Source organism: Solibacillus sp. FSL H8-0523 (genome assembly GCF_038051985.1).
Lineage (GTDB): Bacteria > Bacillota > Bacilli > Bacillales_A > Planococcaceae > Solibacillus.
Genome location: NZ_CP150291.1, coordinates 627,987 through 644,277 on the forward strand (window position 1 = coordinate 627,987; position 16,291 = coordinate 644,277).

The following is a 16,291-nucleotide window of genomic DNA, read 5'->3' on the forward strand; positions in this document are numbered from 1 at the left end:
GTTTGTAAGTATGAATTCACATAAAAATAAGCAGTAATTTTAGGAGGAGTTAGTTATGGTAACACGTATAGGTGGATTAGCATCAGGTATGGATATTGACAGCATGGTAGAAAAATTAATGCAGGCTGAAAAAGCGCCATTAGACAAGCTTTATCAAAAGAAGCAAACGCAGGAATGGCAACGTGATGCGTATCGTGACGTTAACAAAAAGTTAAATGCATTCGACACGTTCTTGTTTGATAATATGACAATGAAAAAAGATGTGTATAAAACAACGGTCAGCTCTAGTAATAGCGCTGTTACTGCAACAGCAACAGCAGGTGCGCAAGGTAGTGTAAATATTAGTGAAGTATCAAAGCTTGCTAAGAGTGGAAGTGCAGTTTCAAGTGGAATCGGTGCAGGTACGGCATCAACAGTAACGCTAGAGTCGTTGAATTTAGATTTTGAATTCGATGCAAATGGTGAAGCAAAGGTTGACATGAAAGTATTGAAGGCCTCTGGAAAGCTAGAGGATGTATCACTAACTTTCAAGAAAACAGATACGATTGCAGATGTTGTAAAAACATTAAATGGTAGCACAACAGGGTTAAATGCCTTTTATGATGAGCAATCTGGCCAGTTCTCAATTTCAACGCAGGTGACAGGTGCAGGTGAAATGATTAAAGGTATGGAATTACAAGATACAGTTGATGAGAACGGCTTTCCTGGAGTTGTTGATGCGGAAGTATCACACACGGCTTCTATTTACGTTGGAGAACAAGGCAAGGATTTCTTTAGTAGCTTAGGTTTTACTGGAGGGAATTTTCTAGCAACTGGTGAAAATGCGAAATTAACAGTGAATGGTGTAGCTATTGAGCGTCAATCAAATACAATAGACGTTAATGGCGTGAGTATTACTTTAAACGAAGAATATACAGGTACAAAACCAATTACACTAACAACTCATACAGACGTTGAACATATGGTAGACAAAATCAAAAAATTTGTCGAAAACTATAATGGTTTAGTAGAGTCATTTACTGCTTCAACAAAAGAAACAAAGTATCGTGATTTCCCACCTTTAACAGACGAGCAGAAAAAAGACATGTCTGAAGACGAAATTAAGTCTTGGGAAGAAAAAGCGAAATCGGGTGTTTTACGTAGTGATTCATTAGTTCGTTCTGGTTTAGCATCGATGCGTAGTACGATGTATGAAGTGGGCGGTAGCTCTAATGAGTTATTTAATAGCTTATACAAGATGGGTATTACGACTTCAAACAAAACATCAGACAATGGTAAATTGGTGATTGATGAAGAAAAACTAAGAAAAGCGATTGAATCTGATCCAGATGCCGTGTTTTCAACATTTAGTAATGTAAGTGATGAGAAACCAGGTTTAGTTCAGAAGCTGCGTAAAAACATCTCGGCAATGACTATTAATATTGAAAAGAAAGCTGGTAAAGCGGAGTCTGTAAACAATACGTTTAATTTAGGACGCGCGCTAAATGATCTTGATACGCGTATTGATGCATGGAAGAAAAAATTAGCAAATCTTGAAGAGCGTTATTGGAAGCAATTTGGTGCAATGGAAACGGCTATCAACAAAGCAAACCAGCAATCAGCTTCATTATTCTCAGGGCAAGCTCAATAATAGGGGCTAAAAATTAATGGAACAACAATTACAACAGCTATTACAAATTTCGGCAAAACTTTATGAAAAGCTAACAAATGATCCCGAAGAATCGGTTCGTGATGAATTTATTGAAGACATTCAAGGACTAATCGATCAGCGTGGCGAATTAACCAAACAAATTGTAGATGCCGGTTTTTCTTATAATGCAGATGATAAAACGCACCGAACATTATTTGAATTAGATAAGGGAATTCGAAGTCGACTCGAGCGTGTAATGATAACGATTAAAGAAGATATGAAAAACCTTCAAAACGCTAAAAAGAATGAACAACAATATACAAACCCTTATGGACATGTACAAGTCATGGATGGTATGTATTACGATAAGAAAAAGTAACTTAAATTGTTACTAGGAATTTAGTCATAGCTACGTTAAACTTATAGTAAATGAGCTTCAAAAGGAGTGTTTTTAGTGGCGGTAAATTCAAATGCTTTTAACGCTTACAAACAAAATAGCGTAACAACAGCCTCACCAGGCGAATTAACGTTAATGCTATACAATGGTTGTTTAAAATTTATCAATCGAGCAAAAGTGGCGATTGATAATAAAAACATCGAAGAAAGAAATCATTATATTCAACGCACGCAAGCTATCATTGGTGAGTTAATGTCCACGTTAAACATGGACATGGAAATTTCTAAACAAATGTTACCACTATATGAATACATGAACCGCCGTTTAACAGAGGCGAACATTAATAATGATGTGAAGATTCTAGATGAGGTAGAAGGTCTTGTAACGGAATTCCGTGACACATGGAAAGAAGTTATTAAAATTACACGTCAGCAGCAATATGGCAATGTAGGTAGCGAACAAGTTTAGTAGGGGAAGGATCCAAGTAAAATTGGATCCTTTTCTTTTTGTCTGTAAACGAACATATATATAAGAGAGGGGTGGTTTTTAAATGAAACAATTAATTAAAGAGTGGATGCAGCATCCAGAATATCAAAAAGAACTAGAAACACTAGATGACGAATCAAAACTTAAAGAGCGTTTCGTTTCAAATTTACCATTCGGCACGGGCGGCATGCGCGGGTTACTCGGCGCAGGCACAAACCGCATCAACACCCACACGATCCGTCTTGTCGCAGAAGGGCTAGCGCGTCAAATTGAAACGCAGGGGGAGATTGCGAAAATGCGCGGGGTCGTCATTGCGTATGACACACGCCACTATTCGCAGCACTTTGCTTATGAAACAGCGGGCGTATTGGCGGCACATGGCATTCAAAGCTATGTTTTTAAGGAGAGTTGTCCAACACCGGAACTGAGCTTTGCGGTGCGCTACTTGGCGGCCTATGCCGGCGTAGTAATCACAGCGAGTCATAACCCGAAACAATATAACGGCTTTAAGGTGTACGGGGAGGACGGCGCACAGTTAACGCCACAATTTGCGGATGAAATTGTAGCGCATATGAACAAGGTGAATTCAGTATTTGAAATTCCGAATTTGTCAAGGTCTCAACTACAAACATCAGAATTGTGTGTAGAATTATTAGAAAAGCTAGATGATGCATATTTGCAGGCATTAATGCGTTTGAAATTAAAGGATGATGTGAATCATGAGCTTGCGATTGTTTATACACCGCTACATGGATCAGGGCTTGTGCCGACAATGCGCGGCTTACAAAGTTATGGTTTTTCTAACGTACACTTAGTAAAAGAGCAAGCGACACCAGACGGCGAATTCCCAACGGTGACGTACCCAAATCCAGAAGAGGCCGATGCCTTTCATTTGGCGATGACACTCGGTAAAAAAGTGGGCGCGCAGCTACTGTTAGCGACCGATCCAGATGCGGACCGTCTAGGGGTGGCAGTGCTTGATAACGGTGCTTACAAACTGCTAACTGGCAATCAATTAGGGGCGTTGCTGTTACATTATATGTTGTCGGTAAAACAAGTACCTCACAATGCGGCGATGATTAAAACGATTGTGACGTCGGAGTTTGGAACGGCGGTTGCCGAAAAGTTTGGTGTGACGACCATCAACACATTAACTGGGTTTAAATACATCGCAGAAAAAATCGCGGAGTGGGAACAAACAAAAGCGTATACGTTTCTATTTGGCTATGAAGAAAGCTACGGTTATTTAGCGGCGGATTTCGTACGCGACAAGGATGCGGTTCAAATTGCATTACTAACGGCGGAAATGGCAGCATACTATGATTTGCGCGGTCAAACGCTAACGGATGTATTAAAAAGCTTATATGAAGAGCTGGGCTATTACAAAGAGGCACTTATTTCGTTAACGTTTGATGGAATGGAAGGGCAGCAAAAAATTGCGGACATTATGACGAAGTTCCGTAAAAAAACACCGATCGAGTTTGCGGGGATTCCGGTTGTGAAAACAGAAGATTACTTAACGCAGTCTGTAAATGGCTTACCAAAGGCTGATGTCGTGAAGTTTTTATTGGCTGATGAATCGTGGATTTGCGTGCGCCCTTCAGGAACAGAACCGAAATGTAAAGTGTATATCGGGGTTAAAAAGGAAAGTGAAGCGCAAAGTGAACAAGCAATTGAACAATTGAAGCAGGCAGTAAAGAAGTTACTAGAAGAAGTTGAGGCCTTTCATTAAAAAGGTGGTTATTCTTGGGTTTATAGTTAGATAGGCATTTGCATTTAAACTTCCAAGTCGTTAATATACATTTAATGGAACATTAACGCTGTAATACGGGTATAAAGAAGAATTAATTTAATTGCTTGGGAGGAACAATCATGACATTTAAACGTACAGAGGGCTTCCGATTCGCTTTTGGCGAGCCGATTTACGCGAAGTATATCGTACTAATTGACGGCAAGCCACAGGATTTAGAAATGACGAAGTACGACTGTGAAATATTAGATGTTAGCCCGCGTGGCATGAAAATGTTTTCATATCACGATATTGGTGAACATACTAATAAGCTGGTACAACTTGAAGTGCAGTTCATTTTAGATGAAGTGTTAATTAAGGCTGTCGGCGATATTGTTTGGAAAAAGCCTTACGGGGGAAAAATGCAATTTGGTTTGATTTTTGATGGACAGCCACAAGTTGAAACTTTAATTGTAAATGAATTAAAGCTGCGCCGTAAAAAAGAAGTCAGTCGCAGGTAACGTATTTTTCTCACATGAAGATGTGAAAAAAATGTCGAAATATGAAAAAACTTTTAAGATGTGGCAGGAGTTTTTGAATTTATGTAGAAATAGTACTTATAGCCGTAATGAAGGAGGAGTTCAAATGCTAAACTTTAACATTCGTGGTGAGAACATTGAGGTGACTCCAGCGATTCGTGAGTATGTTGAATCAAAAATTGAAAAGGTAGAGCGTTACTTCAATGAGGATTTAAATGCGAACGCTAACGTTAATTTAAAGGTTTATAACGACAGACAAACAAAAGTAGAAGTAACAATTCCGATGAAGAATTTAACGCTACGTGCTGAGGAACGTCATAATGATATGTACGCAGCAGTTGACTTAATCGTTGATAAATTAGAGCGCCAAATTCGTAAGCATAAAACAAAAGTAAATCGTAAGTTCCGTGATCGTGAAGGCGTTGGTGTTTATTTTGCAACTGCCACACAAGCAGAACCAGCAACAGAATCGACGGATGAAGAGTACACAATTGTACGTACAAAACAATTTGACTTAAAACCGATGGATCAAGAAGAAGCGGTTTTACAAATGAACATGCTAGGCCATGACTTCTACATCTTCACAGACGCAGAATCAGATGCCACAAATATCGTGTACAAACGTAGAGATGGAAAATACGGCTTAATTGAAACAAACTAACACACGAACGAACTACCTGTAACGGGTAGTTCGTTTTTTAGTGCGTGTACCTACTATTTGTAAAAAGTGTATATTGAAATGCAGAGGGTCAAATTATACCCCATGCTTATTGGCATAAGAGTTCATTTGCGCCTGATGCATATATAATGGTAAAATGACGGTTGAGACTATTTATTGGGATGTGACCAATTCGATGGCAAATTTTTTAAATAAATTATTTGATTTTAATAAAAAAGAAGTAAAGCGATTAGAAAAAATCGCAGATAAAGTAGAAGCACTGGCTGACCAGTTCGAAAGCTTATCGGATGATGCATTAAAAGCAAAAACAGAAGAGTACAAAGAACGTTACCAAAAGGGCGAAACGGTAGACGAATTATTACCGGAAGCATTCGCGACAATTCGTGAAGCCTCACGCCGTGTACTTGGGATGTATCCGTTCCGCGTGCAAATTATGGGTTCGGCTGCATTAAACGAAGGTAACATCGCAGAAATGAAAACCGGTGAAGGTAAAACGTTAACCGCGACAATGTCTGTATACTTAAATGCCATTACAGGTAAAGGTGTACATGTTGTTACAGTCAACGAATACCTGGCAAGTCGTGACGCACGTGAAATGGGTGAGTTGTACAACTGGTTAGGCCTAACTGTAGGCTTAAACTTAAACAGCTTATCTAAAGAAGAAAAACGTGAAGCGTATGCGGCGGATATTACGTATTCAACAAACAACGAGCTAGGGTTCGATTATTTACGTGACAACATGGTGCTGTATAAAGAGGACCGTGTACAACGTAAATTGCACTATGCCGTAATCGATGAGGTTGACTCGATTTTAATCGATGAAGCGCGTACGCCGTTAATCATTTCAGGGCAAGCCGGCAAACAAGCACAGCTTTACGTGCAGTCTAATGCCTTTGTGCGTATGTTAAAGCAAGAAGAGGACTATAACTACGAAGAATCAACAAAAGGTGTAACGTTAACAGAAACAGGGATCGAAAAGGCGGAGCGTGCGTTTGGCATCGATAACCTATTCGATTTAGCACATGTGCGTTTAAACCATGCGATTAACCAAAGCTTAAAAGCCCATGCATCAATGCATTTAGATGTGGATTATGTGGTGCAAGACGGCGAAATCGTGATCGTAGATGGCTTTACAGGTCGTTTAATGAAAGGTCGTCGTTATTCAGACGGCTTACACCAAGCGATTGAGGCTAAAGAAGGCTTAGATATTCAAAATGAATCAATGACAATGGCAACAGTAACGTTCCAAAACTACTTCCGTATGTACGAAAAACTGTCTGGTATGACAGGTACAGCGAAAACGGAAGAAGAGGAATTCCGTAACATTTACAATATGAATGTTGTGGCGATTCCAACGAACATGCCGATTGCGCGTGATGACCGACCTGATTTAATTTATGCATCGATGGATGGTAAATTCAAAGCGGTTGCAGAAGATATCGCAGAGCGTCACCGTGCAGGACAGCCGGTACTAGTTGGTACGGTTGCGATTGAAACATCTGAAATTATTTCGAAATATTTAACAAAATTTAAAGTGCCACATAGTATTTTAAATGCCAAAAACCACGAAAAAGAAGCAGAAATTATTTTAAATGCAGGTCAAAAAGGTGCGGTAACAATCGCAACGAACATGGCCGGTCGTGGTACGGATATTAAACCGGGTGAAGGCGTAATGGAAATTGGCGGTTTAGCGGTCATTGGTACGGAGCGTCACGAATCACGCCGTATCGATAATCAGCTACGCGGTCGTTCTGGTCGTCAAGGGAACCCAGGGGTAACGCAATTCTACCTTTCTTTAGAAGATGATTTAATGCGTCGTTTCGGATCGGATAAAATGAAAGCGATGATGACACGTCTTGGTATGGATGATTCACAGCCAATTCAGTCAGGTATGGTTTCAAAAGCCGTAGAATCAGCACAAAAACGTGTAGAAGGTAACAACTTCGATGCGCGTAAACGTTTATTACAATATGATGATGTACTGCGTCAACAACGTGAGATCATCTATAAAGAGCGTGAAGAAGTACTGGATTCTGAAAACATGCGTGCTTTAGTGGAATCTATGATTGCTCAAGCGATCGAAAATGCCGTAGCGCTTCATACGCAAGGTGAACAAGAGGCTTGGACACTGGATGCGTTAGAAGACTACATTGCAGCGAATCTTTTAGAAGAAGGCGACATTACAAAAGCAGAGTTAGAAGCAAAATCACCTGAAGAGATGATAGCGTTTATTTCTGAAAAAGTAACAGCGCGCTACAACGAAAAAGAAGAAGCGATGACGCCAGAGCGTATGCGTGAGTTCGAAAAAGTTATTTTACTTCGTTCAATTGATACGAAGTGGATTGACCATATCGATGCGATGGATCAGCTGCGTCAAGGGATTCATTTACGTGCGTACGGTCAAAATGATCCACTGCGCGAATACCAGCAAGAAGGTTTCGCGATGTTCGAGGACATGGTTGCATCGGTACGTGAAGATGTGGCGAAGTATGCATTAAAAGCAGAAATTCGTAGCAACTTACAACGTGAAGAGGTAGCAAAAGGTCAAGCGGTTAACCCGAAAGAAGAGGGTGCCCCGAAGCCGAAAAAAATGCCCGCACGTAAAGCCGAAAACATCGGACGTAACGACCCATGTCCATGCGGCAGCGGCAAGAAGTACAAGTCATGCCACGGTGTAGGCCAATAAACTAAAGAAACAAAACAAGGTCATTGAGTGATTCAATGACCTGGTTTGTTTTCTATGGTGGAATCGTGTTAGAAGGGATGTGCCCTATAATAAGGTCCGTTTTGCTACGTTACGGCGGACGCTTTCCGCGGGCACGGCTCCAACTAATTTTTTGTGCCTCTGACGGTGGCACAAAAAATGGATTTTCCGCGCGTGCTGTTCCCGCAGGAGTCTGCCGCCTTCACTTCGCGACACTCTATTTTGGTAAAAGTTTCTTGCTATTAATAAGGAATTGAATAGGTATCTCCTTTTCCAAAATAGTTGATTTTAATCAAAAGATATACTTTTTTAATAAACCTTATTCATTAAAATATTAAAAGAAAAAATTTTAAAGTAACCGCCGCCTCGCGTTAGCGCAAGCGGCTTGATTTCACGCTCTTAAATTTATTTACGAGAGCAAAATAAATGATTGGTGGGCATCGCAAACGGCATTAAAGACAGTAGTATGGACACGTACCACGTGGCCATAATGCGGTCATGCCGTAGCCCACCAATAAGTTAAGTAAGTAATATTAGTTGAAAAACAAACCCAATAACGGTTAACCACGGAGGAAAACATATGATCGAATTAGCAGAAGTGCGTAATGCACTCGAAACTACAGCTACGAAACTAGCGGACTTTAGGGGGTCTCTTTGACTTAGAAAACAAAGAGGCACGTATTCAAGAATTAGACGAAATCATGCTAGAGCCAAACTTCTGGAATGACCAGAATGGCGCGCAAACCGTGATTAATGAATTAAACGGTATTAAAGCGGTCGTAAACGAATATAGCGAGCTATTATCGTTACAAGAAAACCTTGAAATGACATTAGAGCTGTTACGTGAAGAGGCAGACGATGAGTTACAAGAAGAGCTTGGTACGGAACTAGACGAGTATCAACAAAAGGTAGCAGCCTTTGAATTACAAATGCTGTTATCGGAGCCATACGATAAGAACAATGCGATTTTAGAGCTTCACCCAGGTGCGGGTGGTACGGAGTCTCAAGACTGGGGCTCGATGCTACTGCGTATGTACCAACGTTGGGCAGACAAGCGCGGTTTTAAAGTCGAAACATTAGACTACTTACCGGGTGATGAAGCGGGGATTAAATCCGTGACATTAAAAATTTCTGGCCATAATGCATACGGCTATTTAAAAGCTGAAAAAGGTGTACATCGTCTCGTGCGTATTTCGCCGTTCGACTCATCAGGCCGTCGTCATACATCATTTGTATCATGTGATATTATGCCAGAATTTAATGATGAAATCGAAATTGAAGTACGTACAGAGGATTTAAAAATCGATACGTACCGTGCAACAGGTGCCGGTGGTCAGCATATTAATACGACGGACTCAGCTGTTCGTATTACGCATATTCCAACAGGTACAGTTGTACAATGTCAGGCTGAACGTTCGCAAATCAAAAACCGTGAAGCCTCGATGAAAATGTTGAAATCGAAGCTGTATCAATTAGAAATTGAAAAGCAGCAAGCACAATTAGACGAAATTCGTGGTGAGCAAAAAGAAATCGGTTGGGGTTCTCAAATCCGTTCTTATGTATTCCACCCATATTCAATGGTAAAAGATCACCGTACAAGCGCAGAAACAGGTAATGTTGGCGCGGTAATGGATGGCGATTTAGACCAATTTATTACAGCATATTTACGTTCGAAAATCTCATATTAATAGGTAAGGGCTTGTCCGGAAAATTATTTTCTAGGCGAGCCCTTTTTTTATAGTGAAAATTCAAATTGGATAAATTCAATACTTGTGAAAAGTGAAAAAATGTGCAATAATAAATACGAACAAACGTTCTCATTTAAGGAGGCATTTACATGTTACAAATCCCTTCTGGAACGATACCGTATTATGAATCAGGTATTTACTTACCACTACTGTTAGTCATTCTTGAAAAAGATCAGCAAATTATCGAGCAAAGCCCATTTAAGTTTACGCGTCCGTATTTACAGTTCGTGAACACGACACGTTCAAAAATTGAGCAAGATTTAAAGGAAACGAAGGAGTATTTTAAACTTCATCAGATGCGCTTGGTGAGAGGAAAAACAGATGATTTGTTTACCGAGTATCATTTTTATTTTGAAGGAGTCATGGAGTGTCGGAGATATTCGAATATTCGCCTCCGTAACCACAGTGAGTTACTACTTGCTGAATATTTCATGGGGTGAATGTTAAATCGAGCTATTCCGTTGGATGATAATATTTTTCGTATAAATAACAGCTCTTACGTATTGTTGGTTGAATGACTTTAAGTGAACTGGGAAAACGTGCTCAGAGCCATCAAGGAATGTAACGAGTGTGGATTCATTACGTTCTTCAATGTTAATAATCGCATTTACAGCGATCCAAATATTTTGTTTAGAATGTGGCGAAAATAACGGAAACATCACACAAGGATCACCGAAATTATAGGCAACCATAATCGGCATTTTGTGACGCGTATGACCGAAAAATTTTTTCGCATGATGCTTTGCCGCTTCATATGTTGTACCGTGCAACGAACAGGTATGGCGAATGACACGCAACGGTTGGAAAGAAACGATTATCTGACCGTGCTTGTCTAAAATCAACGTATGAACATGGTTACGGAAAGCTTTTGAAATTAAGCAATACGTTGAATTCGTAATAATATATTTAGATGTCGGGTTTGGTTCGAACATATAACTACTCCTCTCTCCTTGAATTTTCACTATACTCTTAAAATAAGCTATGAAATGTCAAAAATCAACATTATTCTCAGAAAATTCAGCCAAAAGATAATTATTCAGAAAATATTGCAAATTAAAAGCGATTTAATTTATAATGGATAAAAGAGATCGAGGTGATATCGATGGATAAATATTATTCGTATACAGACTTTTTGAAAGCAGTCGGTCAACAGCCAACGGGAAAACAATCAGAAAAGTTGTTAAATGAAATTTATTTAGATTTATTTATAAGTCGATTACAGCGCATGCACCGTATCGAACAATTAACTCTGTTAATCGATAATTCATTAGATCAAAAAAACGAACGGGATTTTAAAACGTATGCTTCCGAATTAAAAGAGTTACTGGAAGCACCGATTTCTTAACCAAAAAAGTCACCTTTAAACGAGGTGGCTTTTTTGTATGGTGAAAATCGATTTTCGAATATATGTTCGCAAAATAATCGTCAATTAAAAATGGGTATGTTAAAATAAAATTATGAATACATCGACGGAAAGGACAGCTACTATGACAGAAACGTTTACAATTCAGTCCGCCTACAAGCCGGCGGGAGATCAGCCAGAAGCGATTAAAGAGCTTGTAAAAGGCATTCGCGAGGGCAAGCGTCATCAGACATTGCTCGGCGCTACAGGTACGGGTAAGACGTTTACCATTTCAAATGTGATTAAAGAAATCAATAAACCAACGCTCGTCATGGCACATAACAAAACGCTAGCGGGCCAATTATATAGCGAATTTAAAGAGTTTTTCCCAGACAATGCAGTGGAATACTTTGTAAGTTATTATGACTATTTCCAACCGGAAGCGTATGTACCACAAACGGATACGTATATCGAAAAGGATTCGAGCATCAATGAAGAAATCGATAAACTACGTCACTCCGCAACCGCATCCCTATTTGAACGAAAAGATGTAATTATTATCGCGTCCGTTTCATGTATTTACGGGTTAGGGAATCCAGAAGAATACCGGGAGATGTTAGTTTCCATTCGAACGGGTATGGAATTAGAGCGAAATCAGTTGCTACGCAAATTAGTGGACATTCAGTATGAGCGCAATGATATTAATTTTACGCGCGGAACGTTTCGTGTACGAGGGGATGTCGTTGAGATTTTCCCGGCATCTAAAGATGAACACTGCATCCGTATTGAATTTTTCGGTGATGAGGTCGACCGCATTCGTGAAGTGGATGCCTTAACGGGGGAAATAATAGGGGACCGTCAGCACGTGGCAATTTTCCCAGCATCCCACTTCGTTACGCGTGAAGAGAAGATGAAAGTTGCAATTGAAAATATTGAGCGTGAGCTGGAAGAACGTCTTAAAACACTAAGATCAGAGGACCGTTTATTAGAAGCGCAGCGCTTAGAGCAGCGTACGAATTATGACTTAGAAATGATGAAGGAAATGGGCTTTTGCTCGGGCATCGAAAACTATTCGCGCCATTTAACGTTGCGTGAATCCGGAGCGACGCCGTATACGTTGCTCGATTATTTTCCAAAGGATTTCTTACTTGTAGTTGATGAAAGTCACGTAACCTTGCCGCAAGTACGCGGGATGTATAACGGGGACCAAGCGCGAAAGAATGTGTTAGTCGACCATGGTTTCCGTTTACCATCAGCGCTTGATAACCGACCGCTTATGTTCGATGAATTCCAATCGAAGGTGAGTCAGGCAATTTATGTTTCGGCTACGCCAGGTCCTTATGAATTAGAGCATACACCTGATATGGTGCAGCAAATTATTCGTCCGACTGGCTTACTTGATCCGAACATTGAAGTGCGCCCGATTGAGGGGCAAATTGATGATTTAATCGATGAAATCCAGGAGCGTATTCGTCGAAATGAACGTGTGTTAATTACAACGTTGACGAAGAAAATGTCCGAGGATTTAACGAATTACTTGAAGGAAATGGGCTTAAAGGTTGAATATTTACACTCGGAAATTAAAACACTACAACGTATAGAAATCATTCGCGAGCTACGTAAAGGGACGCATGATGTACTCGTAGGAATTAACTTACTGCGAGAAGGGCTCGATATTCCTGAAGTGTCACTCGTTGCAATTTTAGATGCCGACAAAGAAGGCTTCCTGCGTTCGGAGCGTTCACTGATTCAAACGATTGGACGTGCTGCACGTAATTCGAATGGCCATGTCATCATGTATGCCAATAATATGACCGATTCTATGAAAAAGGCAATTAGTGAAACGCAGCGTCGTCGTGAAATTCAAGAGGCTTACAATGAGCAGCATGGGATTACACCGCAAACGATTATCAAAAAAATACCAGAGATTATTCGTGCAACACAGGCGGCTGAACAAGAAGAAACGTATCTTACAAAAGTAACGGGCGGCAAAAAGCTAACAAAAAAAGAGTTAGTCAAGCTGGTTGAAACATTGGAAGTGGAAATGAAGGAAGCTGCAAAAGCGTTAGACTTTGAACGTGCAGCGGAATTACGCGATATGATTTTTGAATTGAAGGCAGAGGGGTGACGTTACGTGAAAAATACAGAAATCGTTGTACAAGGTGCACGTGCACATAACTTGAAAAATATAGATGTCACAATTCCGCGCGACAAAATCGTTGTGGTGACAGGTCTTTCGGGCTCAGGGAAATCTTCGTTAGCATTTGATACGATTTACGCAGAAGGGCAGCGTCGTTACGTCGAGTCGCTATCTGCTTACGCACGCCAGTTTTTAGGGCAAATGGACAAGCCGGATGTGGATACGATTGAGGGGCTGTCACCAGCGATTTCAATCGACCAAAAAACAACGAGCCGTAATCCGCGCTCAACAGTTGGGACCGTTACCGAAATTTATGATTACTTGCGTCTGCTATTCGCGCGTATTGGCAAGGCGTATTGCCCGACACATGGTGTTGAAATTTCATCGCAAACAATCGAGCAAATGGTAGATCGTTTAATGGAATATCCAGAACGTACGAAAATTCAGCTGCTTGCACCTGTAATTGAAGGCAAAAAAGGCACACATGTGAAGCTGATAGAAGACTTGAAAAAGCAAGGTTTTGTACGGATTCGTCTAAACGGAGAGCTACGTGATTTAGACGATCATATCGAGCTTGATAAAAACAAAAAGCATACGATTGAAGTTGTCGTGGACCGTGTTGTCATGAAAGAAGGCATTGAATCGCGTTTAAGTGATTCGCTAGAGGCTGCATTAAAAATTGCAGAGGGCCGTGTGTTAGTTGATGTGATGGAGCATGAGGAGCTGCTTTTTAGTGAGCATCATGCCTGCCCGCAATGTGGGTTTTCAATTGGAGAGTTAGAGCCACGTATGTTCTCGTTCAACAGTCCGTTCGGGGCATGTCCGTCTTGTGATGGCTTAGGCAGCACCGACAAAGCCGACCTTGATTTAGTTATTCCGGATTGGGACTTATCGTTGTTAGAAAATGCAATTGCACCGTGGCAATCGGTGTCGTCGAACTATTATCCACAGCTATTAGCATCGGTTTGTCTCCATTATGACATTCCAATGGATGTACCGGTGAAGGATATTCCAAAGGCGCAAATGGATAAGATCTTGTACGGCTCAGGGAAAGAAAAAATTCGATTTGACTATACAAATGATTACGGTAGTATGCATAAAAAGGATGTTGTGTTTGAAGGGGTCATTCCCAATATCGAACGCCGCTATAAAGATTCGTCATCGGATTATACACGGGAAGCGATGCAAAAATTTATGACCGAACAGCCATGCGTGTCGTGTAAGGGGCATCGTTTAAAGCCGGAGACACTTGCGGTTAAAATTCAAGATCAAAATATTTCAGAAGCCACGCGCCATTCGATTCAAGAAATGTATGATTTCTTTAGTTCAGTGGAGCTAACGGAAAAAGAAAAGCAAATTGCGAAATTAATTATTCGTGAAGTCATCGAGCGGTTGAGATTTTTACTTGATGTGGGCTTGAATTATTTAACGTTAGCGCGAAATGCCGGCTCATTATCCGGTGGTGAGGCACAGCGCATTCGTTTAGCGACGCAAATTGGGTCGCGTTTATCAGGCGTACTGTATATTTTAGACGAGCCGTCGATTGGGCTACATCAACGTGACAATGATCGCCTCATTGCGACGCTTGAAAATATGCGTGATTTAGGCAATACGCTTATTATTGTGGAGCATGATGAAGATACAATGATGGCTGCGGACCATTTAATTGATATTGGGCCGGGTGCTGGGGTGCATGGTGGGCAAATTATTGCACAGGGGACACCGAAGCAGGTCATGAAAAACAAAGACTCGATTACCGGGCAATATTTAAGTGGGAAGAAGTTTATTCCATTGCCACAGGAGCGCCGCAAGTCAGATGGTCGTAAAATTACGATTAAAGGCGCAGCGGAAAACAACTTGAAAAAGGTGAATGTCGATATTCCACTTGGTCAATTTATCGCTGTCACAGGGGTTTCTGGTTCAGGGAAATCGACATTAGTAAATGAGATTTTATATAAATCGTTAGCTTCAAAATTAAACCGCGCGAAGATGAAGCCGGGTGCACATAAATCAATTGAAGGCCTAGAGCAGCTTGAAAAAGTAATCGAAGTCGACCAATCACCAATTGGCCGTACACCACGTTCAAACCCAGCGACCTATATCGGGGTGTTTGATGATATCCGCGATGTGTTTGCGATGACGAATGAAGCGAAGATACGCGGCTATAAAAAAGGACGCTTCTCATTTAATGTAAAAGGTGGACGCTGTGAAGCTTGTCGCGGAGACGGGATTATCAAAATCGAGATGCACTTCTTACCAGATGTGTATGTGCCATGTGAAATTTGTCACGGTAAGCGCTATAACCGCGAAACATTAGAAGTGAAATATAAAGAAAAAAATATTGCAGACATTTTAGAAATGACGGTGGAGGATGCACTGGAGTTTTTCGGCAACTTACCAAAAATTCAGCGTAAACTGCAAACGATTGTTGACGTGGGGCTGGGCTATGTGAAGCTTGGTCAGCCGGCGACAACCCTTTCAGGTGGGGAGGCGCAGCGTGTCAAACTCGCATCCGAATTACATCGCCGCTCCAACGGGAAATCATTCTACATTTTAGACGAGCCAACAACAGGTCTACATGTGGATGATATCGCACGGTTATTAAAGGTGTTACAGCGTTTAGTCGACAATGGGGAGACGGTGCTAGTCATTGAGCATAATTTAGATGTCATTAAAACCGTCGACCATATTATTGATTTAGGTCCTGAAGGTGGCGATGGTGGTGGCACGATTTTAGCAACGGGTACACCAGAGCAAATTGCTGAGGTGAAGGGAAGCTATACGGGACACTACTTAAAGCCGATCTTAGAACGTGAGCGTGCACGGATGGATGACAAAATTGAACATGCAAAAGGTAAATAATTTAAATTCTCCAGAGCGCAAATGAAACTTTTTGT

13 protein-coding genes are annotated in these 16,291 nt (G+C 40.9%); 12 read left to right on the top strand and 1 reads right to left on the bottom strand.

Annotation, left to right across the window (positions count from 1 at the left end; all coding sequences use genetic code 11):
• The first annotated feature begins 55 nt into the window (after positions 1-55).
• The 9 genes from NSQ62_RS02895 (at position 56) to NSQ62_RS02935 (ending at position 10,352) form a co-directional block, all read left to right on the top strand.
• Positions 56-1,630 (top strand): flagellar hook-associated protein 2, encoded by a 1,575-nt coding sequence (locus tag NSQ62_RS02895; protein ID WP_341322427.1) that lies wholly within the window; start codon positions 56-58, stop codon positions 1,628-1,630.
• Positions 1,631-1,646: 16 nt separating this feature from the next.
• The gene (locus tag NSQ62_RS02900) at positions 1,647-2,009 is read left to right on the top strand and encodes a flagellar protein FliT (RefSeq protein ID WP_341322428.1); all 363 of its coding nucleotides are present in this window, start codon (positions 1,647-1,649) and stop codon (positions 2,007-2,009) included.
• A 75-nt stretch (positions 2,010-2,084) separates the two neighbouring features.
• Positions 2,085-2,495: a flagellar export chaperone FliS gene (gene fliS, locus NSQ62_RS02905; protein WP_341322429.1), complete on the top strand. Its 411-nt coding sequence runs from the start codon at positions 2,085-2,087 to the stop codon at positions 2,493-2,495.
• Between the two features lie 82 nt (positions 2,496-2,577).
• Positions 2,578-4,245: a phospho-sugar mutase gene (locus tag NSQ62_RS02910; protein ID WP_341322430.1), complete on the top strand. Its 1,668-nt coding sequence runs from the start codon at positions 2,578-2,580 to the stop codon at positions 4,243-4,245.
• Positions 4,246-4,385: 140 nt separating this feature from the next.
• Positions 4,386-4,763: a PilZ domain-containing protein gene (locus tag NSQ62_RS02915; protein WP_341322431.1), complete on the top strand. Its 378-nt coding sequence runs from the start codon at positions 4,386-4,388 to the stop codon at positions 4,761-4,763.
• Positions 4,764-4,887: 124 nt separating this feature from the next.
• Positions 4,888-5,442 (top strand): ribosome-associated translation inhibitor RaiA, encoded by a 555-nt coding sequence (raiA, locus tag NSQ62_RS02920; protein WP_341322432.1) that lies wholly within the window; start codon positions 4,888-4,890, stop codon positions 5,440-5,442.
• 193 nt (positions 5,443-5,635) lie between these two features.
• Positions 5,636-8,146, top strand: a complete 2,511-nt coding sequence (gene secA, locus NSQ62_RS02925; protein ID WP_341322433.1) for a preprotein translocase subunit SecA — start codon at positions 5,636-5,638, stop codon at positions 8,144-8,146.
• Between the two features lie 601 nt (positions 8,147-8,747).
• Positions 8,748-9,852, top strand: a protein-coding gene (prfB, locus tag NSQ62_RS02930) for a peptide chain release factor 2 (RefSeq protein ID WP_341323874.1) whose coding sequence is annotated in 2 segments (ribosomal slippage) — positions 8,748-8,819 and positions 8,821-9,852 — 1,104 coding nt in all. Because the reading frame shifts where the segments join, the coding sequence is not laid out codon by codon here.
• A 149-nt stretch (positions 9,853-10,001) separates the two neighbouring features.
• Positions 10,002-10,352 carry a hypothetical protein gene (locus NSQ62_RS02935; RefSeq protein ID WP_341322434.1) on the top strand — a complete coding sequence of 117 codons (351 nt, stop codon included), beginning with the start codon at positions 10,002-10,004 and terminating at the stop codon, positions 10,350-10,352.
• A 3-nt stretch (positions 10,353-10,355) separates the two neighbouring features.
• Here the strand turns inward: NSQ62_RS02935 and NSQ62_RS02940 are convergent, their stop codons facing one another.
• Positions 10,356-10,844, bottom strand: coding sequence for a competence protein ComK (locus NSQ62_RS02940; RefSeq protein WP_341322435.1), 489 nt, complete (start codon positions 10,842-10,844; stop codon positions 10,356-10,358).
• A gap of 170 nt (positions 10,845-11,014) precedes the next feature.
• Here NSQ62_RS02940 and NSQ62_RS02945 point away from each other — a divergent pair, with 170 nt between their 5' ends.
• The 3 genes from NSQ62_RS02945 to uvrA all read left to right on the top strand — a co-directional run bounded on the left by NSQ62_RS02945 (position 11,015) and on the right by uvrA (position 16,256).
• Positions 11,015-11,257, top strand: coding sequence for an IDEAL domain-containing protein (locus NSQ62_RS02945; RefSeq protein WP_341322436.1), 243 nt, complete (start codon positions 11,015-11,017; stop codon positions 11,255-11,257).
• A 142-nt stretch (positions 11,258-11,399) separates the two neighbouring features.
• On the top strand, positions 11,400-13,382 hold the full coding sequence (gene uvrB / locus NSQ62_RS02950) for an excinuclease ABC subunit UvrB (protein WP_341322437.1): 1,983 nt from the start codon (positions 11,400-11,402) through the stop codon (positions 13,380-13,382).
• Positions 13,383-13,388: 6 nt separating this feature from the next.
• A complete protein-coding gene (gene uvrA / locus NSQ62_RS02955; RefSeq protein ID WP_341322438.1) occupies positions 13,389-16,256 on the top strand; it encodes an excinuclease ABC subunit UvrA in 2,868 nt (955 codons plus the stop codon).
• Positions 16,257-16,291: the final 35 nt, after the last annotated feature.

Coding starts and splice junctions, on each gene's coding strand:
- NSQ62_RS02895 (WP_341322427.1), top strand. CDS start 56: ATGGTAACACGTATAGGTGGATTAGCATCAGGTATGGATATTGACAGC.
- NSQ62_RS02900 (WP_341322428.1), top strand. CDS start 1,647: ATGGAACAACAATTACAACAGCTATTACAAATTTCGGCAAAACTTTAT.
- NSQ62_RS02910 (WP_341322430.1), top strand. CDS start 2,578: ATGAAACAATTAATTAAAGAGTGGATGCAGCATCCAGAATATCAAAAA.
- NSQ62_RS02915 (WP_341322431.1), top strand. CDS start 4,386: ATGACATTTAAACGTACAGAGGGCTTCCGATTCGCTTTTGGCGAGCCG.
- raiA (WP_341322432.1), top strand. CDS start 4,888: ATGCTAAACTTTAACATTCGTGGTGAGAACATTGAGGTGACTCCAGCG.
- secA (WP_341322433.1), top strand. CDS start 5,636: ATGGCAAATTTTTTAAATAAATTATTTGATTTTAATAAAAAAGAAGTA.
- NSQ62_RS02935 (WP_341322434.1), top strand. CDS start 10,002: ATGTTACAAATCCCTTCTGGAACGATACCGTATTATGAATCAGGTATT.
- NSQ62_RS02940 (WP_341322435.1), bottom strand. CDS start 10,844: ATGTTCGAACCAAACCCGACATCTAAATATATTATTACGAATTCAACG.
- NSQ62_RS02945 (WP_341322436.1), top strand. CDS start 11,015: ATGGATAAATATTATTCGTATACAGACTTTTTGAAAGCAGTCGGTCAA.
- uvrB (WP_341322437.1), top strand. CDS start 11,400: ATGACAGAAACGTTTACAATTCAGTCCGCCTACAAGCCGGCGGGAGAT.